Annotated in this window: 14 protein-coding genes and 1 other RNA gene; 10 read left to right on the top strand and 5 right to left on the bottom strand. The window is 60.6% G+C overall.

Annotation, left to right across the window (positions count from 1 at the left end):
• The first annotated feature begins 1 nt into the window (after position 1).
• The 4 genes from hemB to raiA all read left to right on the top strand — a co-directional run bounded on the left by hemB (position 2) and on the right by raiA (position 3,429).
• Positions 2-985: a porphobilinogen synthase gene (hemB, locus tag B5G40_RS03615; RefSeq protein WP_087398800.1), complete on the top strand. Its 984-nt coding sequence runs from the start codon at positions 2-4 to the stop codon at positions 983-985.
• Positions 985-2,265, top strand: coding sequence for a glutamate-1-semialdehyde 2,1-aminomutase (gene hemL / locus B5G40_RS03610; protein ID WP_087398799.1), 1,281 nt, complete (start codon positions 985-987; stop codon positions 2,263-2,265). The genes hemB and hemL overlap by 1 nt, the downstream gene beginning before the upstream one ends.
• A 99-nt stretch (positions 2,266-2,364) precedes the next feature.
• Entirely contained in the window at positions 2,365-2,784 is a 420-nt protein-coding gene (locus B5G40_RS03605; protein WP_087398798.1) for a DUF134 domain-containing protein, read from the top strand.
• Positions 2,785-2,883: 99 nt separating this feature from the next.
• The gene (gene raiA, locus B5G40_RS03600; RefSeq protein WP_087187636.1) at positions 2,884-3,429 is read left to right on the top strand and encodes a ribosome hibernation-promoting factor, HPF/YfiA family; all 546 of its coding nucleotides are present in this window, start codon (positions 2,884-2,886) and stop codon (positions 3,427-3,429) included.
• Between the two features lie 48 nt (positions 3,430-3,477).
• Here raiA and B5G40_RS03595 read toward each other — a convergent pair whose 3' ends face one another.
• From B5G40_RS03595 to B5G40_RS03575, 5 genes are all read right to left on the bottom strand, one after another.
• Complete coding sequence (locus B5G40_RS03595) at positions 3,478-4,305, bottom strand: hypothetical protein (RefSeq protein ID WP_087398797.1); 828 nt, start codon at positions 4,303-4,305, stop codon at positions 3,478-3,480.
• A gap of 18 nt (positions 4,306-4,323) precedes the next feature.
• Positions 4,324-5,664, bottom strand: a complete 1,341-nt coding sequence (locus B5G40_RS03590) for a hypothetical protein (protein ID WP_087398796.1) — start codon at positions 5,662-5,664, stop codon at positions 4,324-4,326.
• On the bottom strand, positions 5,651-7,441 hold the full coding sequence (locus tag B5G40_RS03585) for an ATP-binding protein (protein ID WP_087398795.1): 1,791 nt from the start codon (positions 7,439-7,441) through the stop codon (positions 5,651-5,653). Before B5G40_RS03585 ends, B5G40_RS03590 begins: the two co-directional genes overlap by 14 nt.
• 319 nt (positions 7,442-7,760) lie before the next feature.
• A complete protein-coding gene (locus tag B5G40_RS03580; protein WP_087331168.1) occupies positions 7,761-8,465 on the bottom strand; it encodes a response regulator in 705 nt (234 codons plus the stop codon).
• 15 nt (positions 8,466-8,480) lie between these two features.
• Complete coding sequence (locus tag B5G40_RS03575) at positions 8,481-9,017, bottom strand: NUDIX hydrolase (RefSeq protein ID WP_087398794.1); 537 nt, start codon at positions 9,015-9,017, stop codon at positions 8,481-8,483.
• Positions 9,018-9,173: 156 nt separating this feature from the next.
• On the opposite strand from B5G40_RS03575, the gene B5G40_RS03570 reads away from it, so the two are divergent.
• From B5G40_RS03570 to B5G40_RS03545, 6 genes are all read left to right on the top strand, one after another.
• The gene (locus tag B5G40_RS03570) at positions 9,174-9,668 is read left to right on the top strand and encodes a hypothetical protein (RefSeq protein ID WP_087331172.1); all 495 of its coding nucleotides are present in this window, start codon (positions 9,174-9,176) and stop codon (positions 9,666-9,668) included.
• 61 nt (positions 9,669-9,729) lie between these two features.
• Positions 9,730-10,203 (top strand): SsrA-binding protein SmpB, encoded by a 474-nt coding sequence (gene smpB, locus B5G40_RS03565; protein ID WP_087331174.1) that lies wholly within the window; start codon positions 9,730-9,732, stop codon positions 10,201-10,203.
• A gap of 40 nt (positions 10,204-10,243) precedes the next feature.
• Positions 10,244-10,765 carry a peptidylprolyl isomerase gene (locus tag B5G40_RS03560; RefSeq protein WP_087187644.1) on the top strand — a complete coding sequence of 174 codons (522 nt, stop codon included), beginning with the start codon at positions 10,244-10,246 and terminating at the stop codon, positions 10,763-10,765.
• A gap of 61 nt (positions 10,766-10,826) precedes the next feature.
• Positions 10,827-11,174, top strand: a transfer-messenger RNA (tmRNA) gene (gene ssrA, locus B5G40_RS03555).
• Positions 11,175-11,678: 504 nt separating this feature from the next.
• Positions 11,679-11,894: a helix-turn-helix domain-containing protein gene (locus tag B5G40_RS03550; protein WP_087398793.1), complete on the top strand. Its 216-nt coding sequence runs from the start codon at positions 11,679-11,681 to the stop codon at positions 11,892-11,894.
• Positions 11,894-12,196, top strand: coding sequence for a hypothetical protein (locus tag B5G40_RS03545; protein WP_087398792.1), 303 nt, complete (start codon positions 11,894-11,896; stop codon positions 12,194-12,196). The genes B5G40_RS03550 and B5G40_RS03545 overlap by 1 nt, the downstream gene beginning before the upstream one ends.
• The last annotated feature ends 34 nt before the right edge of the window (positions 12,197-12,230 follow it).

The raw sequence follows: 12,230 nt of genomic DNA, 5'->3' as shown, positions 1-12,230 counted from the left end.
TATGGAACTGATCCAACGGCCCCGCCGCCTGCGGGGCAATGACGCGGTGCGCCGCCTGTGCCGGGAGACCCGGATGTCCCCCGACAGCCTGATCTACCCCATCTTTGTGGACGAGACCCTCCAGGGGGTACGGCCCATTGAGGCCCTGCCCGGCCAGAATCACTATGGCATCGACAGCGTGTGCCAGGCGGTGGAGGAGTGCCAGGCCAACCGGGTAAATCACTGCATCCTCTTCGGCCTGCCCGCCCGCAAGGACGCCATCGGCTCCTCCGCCTGGGATGAGCACGGCGTGGTCCAGGAGGCCATTCGGGCCATCAAGGCCAAGTACCCCGACTTTTATATCATCACCGACGTATGTATGTGCGAGTACACCGACCACGGCCACTGCGGCATCCTCTGCGGCCATGAGGTGGACAACGACAAGACCCTGGAGGTGCTGGCCAAAACCGCCCTGTCCCACGTCCAGGCCGGGGCCGACATGGTGGCTCCCTCCGACATGATGGACGGCCGGGTGGCCGCCATCCGGGCCATTCTGGATGAGCACGGGTATCAGACCACCCCCATCATGGCCTACTCCGCCAAGTATGCCTCCGCCTTCTACGGACCCTTCCGGTCTGCGGCAGGCTCCGCCCCCTCCTTTGGGGACCGGAAGGGCTACCAGATGGACCCCCACAACCGCAAGGAGGCCCTGAAGGAGTGCGCCCTGGACATTGAGGAGGGGGCCGACATCATCATGGTCAAGCCTGCCCTCAGCTATCTGGACGTGATCCGGGAGTGCTCCGACGCCTATGATCTGCCCATGTGCGCCTACTCCGTGTCCGGCGAGTACGCCATGATCAAGGCCGCTGCCGCCGCGGGTCTCATTGACGAGTACCGCATCATGTGCGAGTCCGCCCTGTCCGTGTTCCGGGCGGGTGCCAATATGCTCATTACCTACTACGCCAAAGAACTGGCTCAGGCCATTCAGAAAGGGGACATCGGCTGATGGGACGCTCGGAAGAACTGTTTGAGCAGGCCGTGAAGGTCCTGCCCGGCGGGGTCAACTCCCCGGTGCGGGCCTACCGGGCGGTGGGTATGGCTCCCCGCTTCATCACCCGGGCCGACGGCCCCTTCATCTGGGACGAGGACGGCCGGAAGTATATCGACTATGTGTGCTCCTGGGGTCCCATGATCCTGGGTCACAACCACCCGGTGATCCGGGAGGCGGTGGAGAAGGCCGTCAAGGACGGCCTGTCCTTCGGCGCTCCCACCCGCCGGGAGGTGGAGATCGCCCAGCTGATGATCGACCTGGTGCCCAACATCGAGATGGTGCGCATGGTCAACTCGGGTACCGAGGCGGTGATGTCCGCCGTCCGTCTGGCCCGGGGGGCCACCGGCCGGGACAAGATCATCAAGTTTGAGGGCTGCTACCACGGCCACTCCGACTGCCTGCTGGTGAACGCCGGCTCCTCCGCCCTGGCGGGAGGACATCCCTCCTCCGCCGGTGTGCCCGAGGACATCGTGAAGCACACCCTTACCGCCCAGTTCAACGATCTGGCCTCCGTGGAGGCCCTGCTGGACGCTTACCCCGGCCAGATCGCCTGCATCATTGTGGAGCCGGTGGCCGCCAACATGGGCGTGGTCAATCCTGCTCCCGGATTCCTGGAGGGGCTGCGGGCCCTGTGCGACAAGAGCGGAGCCCTCTTGATCTTTGATGAGGTTATCACCGGCTTCCGGCTGGCCCTGGGCGGCGCCCAGGAATACTTTGGCGTGAAGGCCGACCTGGTGACCTTCGGCAAGATCATCGGCGGCGGTATGCCGGTGGGCGCCTACTGCGGCAGCCGTGCCCTCATGGAGCAGGTGGCCCCCTGCGGCCCGGTGTACCAGGCGGGTACCCTCAGCGGCAATCCGGTGGCCATGGCCGCCGGTCTGGCCCAGCTGAACTACCTGAAGGACCACCCGGAGGTCTATACCCACATCGCCTCCAAGGGCGAGAAGCTGGCGGCAGGTCTGCGGGCAACCATTGCCAAGGCCGGCGCGCCGGTGGTGGTCAATCAGATCGGCTCTTTGCTGGCCCCCTTCTTCACCCCCACCGCCGTGTCCACCTTCGTGGACGCCAAGGGCAGCGACGTGGGCAAGTACGCCCAGTACTTCCAGGGGATGCTGGAGCGGGGCGTGGCTCTGGCCCCCGCCCAGTTCGAGGCCATGTTTGTCTCCGCTGCCCATGGGGAGGAGGAACTTCAGGCCACTCTGGCCGCCGCGGAAGCGGTATTCGCCGGACTGTAATTACAAAGCCGCTGCCTTTGGCAGCGGCTTTGTTTTTGCGTGTTCTTGACATATACCGGAAATCTGCTACACTGAGAGCAGGAACAGGAGGGAGCGCCCATGGCAAGACCGAAGAAATGCCGCCGCATCTGTGCCCTGCCCCGGCACAACGCCTTTGGACCGCTGACCGGGGGCGGGGACGGGACGGTGGAGATGGCGGTGGAGGAATACGAGGCCATCCGCCTGATGGATCTGCTGGGCTGTACCCAGGAGGAGTGCGCCGCCCAGATGGGGGTGGCCCGCTCCACGGTGCAGCAAGTGTACGATACCGCCCGCAAGAAGCTGGCTTTGGCCCTGGTGGAGGGGCGGCGACTGACCATCACCGGCGGCGACTATGCCCTGTGTCCACAGGGGGAAGTATGTCCGGGCCGGAACTGTGCGCGGCGGGACTGCGGCGGAGGCCGCTGCGGCTGCGGGGTGTGTTCCCACCCGGAGGGTCCGGAGTGTGATGGGCAAAATTCACAAAAACTTTTGAAATAAGTTGTGACAATCTGCGTACGACGTGGTATAATCAAATCAGGGAACCGGCCCCGGCCGGCGAACCAATCCCTCTTCGGAGGGCGGAAGGAGTTGAAAACGATGAAGTTCGTGTTCACAGACAAGAAGATCAACCTGCCCAACAAGGTCCACGCCTACGCTGAGAAAAAGGTGGGCAAGTTAGACCGTTATTTTAAGGCGGATGCGGAGGCCGCCATCGTCTTCAGCGTGGAAAAGGACCGCAACAATGTGGAACTGACTATCCGCTCCGGCGGTACCATCATCCGCGTGGCGGAGAGTACCTCCGATATGTTTGCCACCATCGACGCGGCGGTCTCCTCCGTGGAGCGCCAGCTGCGTAAGAATAAGAGCCGCCTGGAGAAGCGCCTGCGTCAGGATGCCTTCTCCCGAAGTGTGGACGCCGAGGAGATTTCCTCCTTTGCCCCCGAGGTGGACGAGGAGGAGTTCAAGATCGTCCGTACCAAGCGCTTCCCCATCAAGCCCATGACGGTGGACGAGGCGGTGCTCCAGATGAATCTGGTGGACCACACCTTCTTTGCCTTCAAGGATGTGGATCAGGACGGGCGCTTTGCCGTGGTCTATAAGCGCAATGACGGCGGCTACGGCCTCATCGTGGACGAGGACTGATCATTCAGACGTAAAAAAGGGAGCGGCGTAAGCCGCTCCTTTTTTTGATTATTCCAGAGGTGAAAACTCACCGGTGACCGCGTTGACGTAGTAGGTGCCGGTGTCGGTGACAAACCGCCATACCGGTGTCAGCTGGACCTGTCGGGTGGTGTTGCTGGAGAGCAGGTAGCCCCCGTCCATGGTATCGATGCGGCTGCACACATAGCCCCCCTCGTTGATCCCGGCCAGAAAGCGGACCAGAATAGTGGGGGTGGAGAGGAGAGACTTGGTGACCGAGGCGGAAATGCCGCCGTCCAGCCGCTGTCCCTCCACCTGGACCAGGTCATTTTCCTGCCAGTGGAGACGGATGGTGCAGGAAAAGAGAGGGGAACCCTCCCAGCTTTGGCAATAGGTCAGCACAGTCTCCGTGCCGGTCCGGTCCGTGCCGGACAGAGTGCCGGTAAAGCCTATGGCCTCCAGGCAGGCCTGGCTGGAGGACTCATAGTCCTGGTCGCTTTCAAGTCTCCAGGTTCCGGGGGTAAGGGTAATGGTAAAGCTGCCGTTCATGGAAAATTCCGCCACGCCGCCGGGGCCGGAGTAGCGGGGACGTACCTCGCTCTCCCCCTCCAGGGTGACCTCTCCCAGCAGGGCGGCGGCGATGCCGGCTTCGCCGGTCCGGTCACGGGTGACGGTGGTCACCGACAGCGCCAGATCGTCGGGGAATTCATCCAGGGTAAAGTCGATGCCGCCCTGTTCCAGCACGGCCTGGGCGGCCTGCCTGGTTTCCGCCTGGTAGCGCTTGTCCTGGCTGGCCTGACTGCCCACAAGCAGGAGCAGGATGATGTTGACGCACAGCAGCATCAGCAGGATCACATTTTTCAGTTTAGACCATTCCATAGGAACCTCGCGATCTCGTCATTTGGCCACCCATCCGGCCTGGACGGTGTCGCCGCCGCTGTCGCTGTAGCACAGGACCAGCTCCCGGCCCTCCGGGTCCAGGGCCTCCAGAGCTGCGGCGGCCATCCGCTCGTTTAGCACCAGACTGGTTTGGCCAGCATCCTCGTACCGCCGGAACCGGAGGGTAAAGGCGGTAATCTGTCCATCCTGGATGGTGAAGAGGGCGGCGCTGTCGCCGCCGGAGAGGCTGACCTCCGCGCCGTTCAGGCTATAGCCGTAGCGGACGGACAGACCGGTGTCGGTTTCGGTTACATCCATCAGATAGATGCGGGCGGCGCCGCAGTAGCGGCTCACCGTATCGGCGGCCATCCGCCGGGTGGTCTCCACCACCTCGGTGATGTCGTAGCCATACTCACTCCCCACGGGGTAGCGGGAACTGGTGCCCTCTGCCGTGGTATAGGAGATGGTGCCGGTGTTGCTGATCTCCAGGGTCTCCTGGCCTTCCCGGATACGGATACCGTTGGGAATGGCATAGTAGGAGGTCTGGAAGGAGAGAGCCTGCTGCAGACTGCTGATCAGCGTGTCGTCCAGGTTGGCCAGGGGATTGGAGGCGCGGTAAATGTTGGGGGTGGGTGCGGAAGCGGAGATGAGCACATAGGGGTCCAGCCCGGCGTAGCCGCTGTCCGTGCCCAGCTCAAAGGCAAAGGGAACGCCGTTGCCGCCGTAGCCGGCAATCAGCTCGTCCATGTGCCCCTGATAGGTCACTGCCGTTTTACAGGTATAATACAGGCCGTCACTCTCATTATGATAGTACAGCCGCACCCCGTCGTCCGCCAGAGCCACGGCGATCCGCCGGGCGGAGCCGGTGAGGGCGGTATTGATGCCCCCCTCGCCGGTCCAGGCGCTGAGGGTCTCCAGAGGGATTTTGCCCAGAAAATCAAACCAGACACCGGGTGCACTCAAAGCGGCCTGCCATACCGATTCGGTGACCACCGTGGGGGAGTCCGCGCTGGACAGGGCTTCGCCCAACAGAATGCCCACGCTGTCATACAGTTTGTCGGTCTGGGTGGTGTTGTACTGGACCGCATAGCGGTTCACCCCGTCGCATACCGCGATACGGACCGGGCGGGCGGCGGCGGTGAGCTGCACGGTGTTGCCGAGGTCGGAGGTCTCCACAGTGCTCTGAGGGCGGAAGAGGGAGATCAGCCCGCTCAGCAGTCCCTGGGAGCCGGAGACCCGGTTTTGTACCAGGGCAAGGCCGGTCAGATAGATGGCGGACAGGGAGAGCAGTACGATGAGCAGGGTCTTGAGTCGCTCCAGTCCCCGGTTCCGGCGGCGTCTCGGTTTACTCCTTTCCATGGCGAGGCCCCTCCGTCAGCAGGGTGATGCGCACCGTCAGGCCGGGACCGGGCCGGTCCAGCAGTTCGATGGTGCCCTCGTGCCGGTCGATGATCTCCTTGGCGATGGAGAGGCCAAGTCCGGTGCCGCCGGACTCCCGGGAGCGGGCCTTGTCCACCCGGTAGAACCGCTCAAAGATGCGGCCCCGGTCGGCTTCGGGAATGCCGATGCCGTTATCGGCCACCTCCATCCACACCTTGCCCGGCCACTGGCCGGCGGAGATGCGGATGTGGCCGCCATCGGGGGTGTACTTGATGGAGTTGGAGACGACGTTCATCATCACCTGCAAAATACGTTCCCGGTCGCCCACGATTTCGGGCAGGGTAGGGGGGAGCCTCAGTTCCACCTGATGGCCGTGGCGCTGGGCCTCCATCAGAATGGCGTTGTATACATCCTGCACCGCCTGTCCGAAGGAGAAGGGGGCCAGCTTCAGCTCCGACCGACCGGAGTCGAACCGGGAGAGGGTGAGCAGGTCCTGCACGATGTGGGTCATCCGGTCGGACTCATTGAGAATGACCCCCAGGAAATTCTTTTCTGTGTCAGGGGGCAGATCTCCGGCGTTGTCTACCAGAGTTTCTGCGTAGGAGCGGATGTTGGTCAGGGGGGTGCGCAGCTCGTGGGACACGTTGGCCACAAACTCCCGGCGCATCTCCTCGGTCTTGTGCTGCTCCGTGACGTCATGGATCATCACCAGCACGCCGCCCAGCCGCTCCTGGTCAAAGGGGGTGAGCAGCAGCTCCAGGCTCTTGCCGCCCACGGTACGGGTCCCGTCCAGGTAGCCGGGGGATTGGACCGCCAGCACCCCCTGGAGGGGTGCAATGTCGGAGAACAGGGTATCATAGTTGACGCTGCCGCCAATGGGAATGGCCGTCCCCAGCAGTTCCTCGGCGGCAGGGTTGGACTGGATCACAGCGCCGTCCCGGGCAAAGGCCACCACGCCGTCGGTCATGTGGAGGAACAGGGTGCCCAGCTTGTTGCGCTCGTTCTCCACCTCCTCCAGGGTGTGGTGGAGCTGGCGGGCCATGTCGTTGAAGGTGCCGGTGAGGATGCCGATCTCATCCCGGGAGGCTACCTCCAGCTTCTGAGAAAAGTCACCGTTGGCCACCCGTTCCGCACCCTCGGTAAGCCGCTCAATGGGGGTGATAAGGGTTTTGGACAGCAGGAAGGAGAGGAGCACTGAGATCACCAGACCAAAGACCAGGGCCTCCACGATGAGGGTGATCAGTTCGCTGTTCAGGGCGGCGGCATTGGTGCCGTCGTCCCGGACATAAATGATATAGCGCTGGTCCCCCCGCTGAACGGCCACCGCCACATCCATGTAAGATGCGGAGGGGGTGCTGTCGTCGCTCTTTTCCTCTCCGGCCAGCACCCGCATCAGATTGCGGGAGTCCATGTCCAGAGGCTGGTCGGCGTCCTGCTCGTCAGAGCCCGCCAGCCAGTGGCCGTCCTTACCGTCCAGCACATAGTATTTCCGGCTGCGGTTGTCCACGCCCAGGGTGCCGTTGTAGGCGTTGAGGATCTCGGCAATGCTGGCAGCACCGTCCTGCTCGCCGGGGGTTGGGGTGTTCAGGTCGGCCCAGAACACCTCGTCGGCAAAGGCCTCCGACATCTGGGTATAGAAGTCCTGGGTGTAGTAATTGGCCACAGAGTTGATGAGGAACGCGCCCACAACGGTCATCAGCAGAATGATGAGCAGCGTCATGATGAGCATGAGCTTCATGTGCAGGCTGCGGAACATACTGTGGACCACTCCTCTCTTGCAAAAAATAAAGACAGGGCGGGCAGGGACGGCCGCCCCGGCCCGCCAAGATTGCTTCTATCAGGCGTTAAAATAATAGCCCAGACCTCTCCGGGTCACTACGAACTGGGGAGAAGTCGGATCGTCCGATTCCCGGCGGCAGAGCCGCCGGGAGCCCTGGAGATCATTGCATCTGGCCGGAAAAGTGAATTTTCCCGGCCATCAAGGATTTGCCCGCTGGGCAAATCGCTTGTACGGCGCAGGCGCCGCCCCGCTGTGCGGGGGCCCGTGGAGGACGATCCGGACAGTTGGCGCAGGGTTACGCATTAAAATAGTATCCCAGGCCTCTCCGGGTCACTACAAACTGAGGAGAAGCCGGATCGTCCTCCACTTTTTCACGGAGGCGGCGGACGGCCACGTCCACAGCCCGCACGTCACCCACATAGCCCTCGTAGTTCCAGACGTGCTCCATGAGGGCCTCCCGGGAGAACACCTTGCCTGGCTGGGAGGCCAGGAATTTGATCAGCTCGTACTCCCGCTGGGTCAGATCCAGGGGCCGCCCATCCTTACAGACCACCATCTGATCGGGATCGATGGAAATACGGCCCAGCTCCATCCGGCTGCCGGAGGGTGCGGCTGCGGGAGCTCCGGCCACCATCTCATTGCGGCGGATGTTGGCCTTTACCCGGGCCAGCAGTTCCCGCATGGAGAAGGGTTTGGTGATATAGTCGTCGGCGCCCAGCTCCAGGCCCAGCACCTTATCGGTCTCCTCCTCCCGGGCGGTGAGCATGATGACCGGGGTGGAGCGGTTCTCCTTGCGGAGATTGCGGCACACGTCGAAGCCGTCCATTTTGGGCAGCATCAGGTCCAGCAGGATCAGGTCGGGATTCTGTTCCAGCGCCAGCTGGAGTCCCGCCTGACCATCGTAGGCCTCCAGGGTCTCATAGCCTTCCTTGGTCAGGTTGAAGCTGAGGATGTCCACAATATTCTTCTCATCCTCCACGATCAGAATGCGCTTGCTCATGCCAACCTCCTGTCTTTACAGACCCAGCAGCTGCTTGACCTTCAGCACCAGGGCCACCGTCTTGGCGTCCACGATCTCCCCGTCCATGACCTGCTGGGCCAGCTGGGCAAAGGGCACCCGCTCCACCTCCAGAAATTCGTCGTCATCCGGGTGGCAGGCGCCCTGCTTCAGATCCTGAGCCAGATACATATGGAGTACCTCGGAGGAGAAGCCGGGGGAGAGGTACAGGCAGCCCAGATAGGTCAGCTTGCCGCAGGTGACGCCCACTTCTTCCTCCAGCTCACGCAGAGCGGCGGGGCGGTGGTCCTCTCCCTTCTCCAGCTTGCCGGCGGGCAGCTCGGTGACCACGGCCTGGAAGGGATAGCGGAACTGCCGTACAATGCTGACGGTACCGTCGTCAAACAGGGGCAGCACAGCCACCCCGCCGGGGTGCTCCACCACCTCCCGCCGGGTGATCCGGCCATTGACCAGCTGGGCCTTGTCCAGCTTCAGGGTGACAATTTTACCTTCAAAGAGCGTTTCGCTCTCTACAGTCTTTTCCCACAGTTCCATCCGGCATATCCCCTTTTCTTACATCGGTTAGATGCATTATATCATACTTCCAGGTTCCGTGCCACCCTCAGCTTTTCCAATCAAGCCAATCATTACAGCTGTACGGAAGGGGCCGGAACGGGTATAATCGTTCCTGCATTTGAGAGGAGGCAGACTATGACCATCCAGCCCATCGGCAGCGCCAGCGTTGCCCTGTACATCACCCCCGCCGACCTGAAGGAGCACGGCCTGACACCGGCGGGGCTCACTCTGGAGCAGGCCCTGGAGCTGACCCGTACCGCCTTCCGGCAGGCGGGTATGGATCTGGAGGGCTCCATTGAGATCGAGGCCTACCCGGAGTCCTGCGGCGTGCTGGTGTTTGCCCACGTGCGTCCGCCGGAACAGCGGTGGTTCTCCTTTGCCTGCCTGGAGGACTTGGCTGCCGCCGCCCGGGTCCTGGATCAGCCCAGGCCGGATGCCGCCCTGCTGTGGTGGGAGGGGCGGTGGTGGCTTTCTCTGCCCGCCGGGGCGGAGCAGACTGCCGTACGGCTTTCTGAGTTCGGCCGCAGCGAGGCCGGGCGGCCCCATCTGGAAGCCAGTCTGGCAGAGCACGGGCGTATGGTCTTTCCTGCCGATGCTCTGGCCGGGGTGCTGACCTACTTTCCCGTCTGAGCTATTGACAGCTGTGGTATAATAAATTTCCAGAGAATTTGCCTGGACGGGAGGTGGCGGAATGGAGAGCAAGGGCGTCAAAATCGTGGCCAAGAACAGCAAGGCCTACCACGACTATTTTATCGAGGATAAGTACGAGGCCGGCATTGAGCTGGCGGGCACCGAAGTCAAGTCCATCCGCCAGGGCCACGTCAACCTGAAGGACTCCTTCTGCATTGTCAAGGATGGCGAGATGCACGTCCATGGGATGCACATCAGTCCCTATGAGAAGGGCAACATCTTCAACAAGGACCCGTTGCGGCCCCGCCGTCTGCTGATGCACAAGCGGGAGATCTTGCGGCTCTTTGCCAAGGTCAAGCAGGACGGATACGCGCTGGTTCCCCTGTCCATCTATTTCCGAGGCCCCCGGGTCAAGCTGGAAGTGGGCCTGGCCAAGGGCAAAAAGCTCTATGACAAGCGGGATTCCGCCGCTGCCAGGGACGCCAAGCGGGAGATGGACCGCACCATGAAATCACACCGCCGCGGCGGTTATTGACAAGGGGGGCACAGCCCCCGAAGAAAGGAAGGAAAACCAAATGGCTCAGAATCCCATTGTGACCTTTGAAATGGAAAACGGCGGCAAGATGGTGGCCGAGCTCTACCCCGATGTGGCTCCCAACTCCGTCAACAACTTTATCAGCCTGGTGAAGTCCGGCTTCTATAACGGCCTGATCTTCCACCGTGTGATCCCCGGCTTCATGATCCAGGGCGGCTGCCCCCAGGGCACCGGTATGGGTGGCCCCGGCTACTCCATTAAGGGTGAGTTTGCCCACAACGGCGTGAAGAACGACCTGAAGCATGACCGGGGTGTGCTGTCCATGGCCCGTGCCATGCATCCCAATTCCGCCGGCAGCCAGTTCTTCATTATGGTGGAGAAGGCTCCCCACCTGGACGGCGAGTACGCCGCCTTCGGCAAGGTGATCGAGGGCATGGACGTGGCCGATGCCATTGTCAATGTGAAGCGGGACCGGATGGACCGCCCCTACGAGGATCAGCGGATGAAGTCCGTCACCGTGGAGACCTTCGGTGTGGACTATCCCGCGCCGGAGAAGTGCTAAGTCTGACCGGCTGCCAGTAAAGTGTTACCTGTCGCGGCGCGGCTTGACCGCGCCGCTCCATGGGGGCGTACTGGTTTCGACGGGGACGTAGAGGCGGGAATAGCGGGCGGATGTGCCTGACATCCTTAAAACGGGCAACTTATAAATTAAAGAACAACGATAACGTTGAGCTTGTCGCGGCTTAAGCCGTGACCGTCCCGTCCGGAAGGACCACGAGCCGGAACGGGGCGTCGTTTAGTGGTGCACGTGTGTGCGCAAAGCTTTGAGCGCACCATGAACAATGAAGCTACCAAGCCCTGAAGTTTGACGGCCTACGTCAGGGTGCGGGAATGTAAATGACCGTCTGCGCCCGGAGAAGTTCCCGTTGAAGCGTTTTCGGACGGGGGTTCGACTCCCCCCGCCTCCACCAGATGGACATTACACGAACACCTACTTTTTCAAAGGCGGCTTTGCCGTAAGGGTGTGGCTGTGATGTCATAAAACACAAAACGAGGTTTAAGGCACGATGTGCCCTGAACCTCGTTTTTTATATGCTTGTGCCTTATTTGGATTCGGTGTCCAATCATAATAGGCAGATCACCGCAAGCAATGCGAGTGTTAGTACACACTCCCCCTTTCTGCTTGTTGGGGATTATGCCCCACCCACACGGAACACAGAATTTCATTCTGTGCCTACCCGTACTGCGAACGCTTTGAAAGGGGATGCCAAAATGACGTTCCCTTTCAAAGCGTGTATCTCTATGACTTTTGGTGCTACTGTGAAACAAGGCAGCACCTGGAAGATGGGGTGGCAAAATACCACCCCATCTTTGATGCGGTTGGGTCAAAAATTATTATCCAAAAGATTGGAAAATTCACGCGTACATGATATAATTACTTTTAAGATGATGGTTATCACATATGGAGGGGTATTATGGCTGTTAGTTATAAAAGACTGTTTCACCTATTAATAGAGCGTGACATGACAACTTCTCAACTCCAAAAACAAGCGGGCTTCTCTGCGAATATCATTGCCCGTCTCAAGCGGAATGGAGCCGTTTCTTTGGATACCATTGAATGTATTTGCCGCACGATGAACTGTAGCGTAGATGACATTCTCGAATTTATACCAGACAAGGAGGAAAACTAATGGATTATAGCTTCTTAATCGATTTTTTAAGATTAAAACATGAAATTACTTCCTTAGAGAAAGATATTTTAGATACATGGAATGAGTTGCAGAAAAATCCGTTTGATATGGATTCTGCAAACAAGCAAATTCTCTCTAATAAAATCAGCCATCCGGACATAGCGGTAAAGGTGAATGCCCTTCCAACTACCATCGCTAAACCGCAAAGTCAAGTCACGGAAGTAGATAATCGGTATATCCTGCAATGTCAGCTGGCATTCTTAGCGGGGAAAGAAATGGAGGAACAAGGTTATGGCAAATAAGCTGGAACTGACTTAGTACGGGAAGGATGAGCCA

The sequence above is a fragment of the Flavonifractor sp. An9 genome (assembly GCF_002161245.1).
GTDB lineage: Bacteria > Bacillota > Clostridia > Oscillospirales > Oscillospiraceae > Flavonifractor > Flavonifractor avicola.
This window is presented reverse-complemented; position numbering and strand designations above follow the sequence as displayed.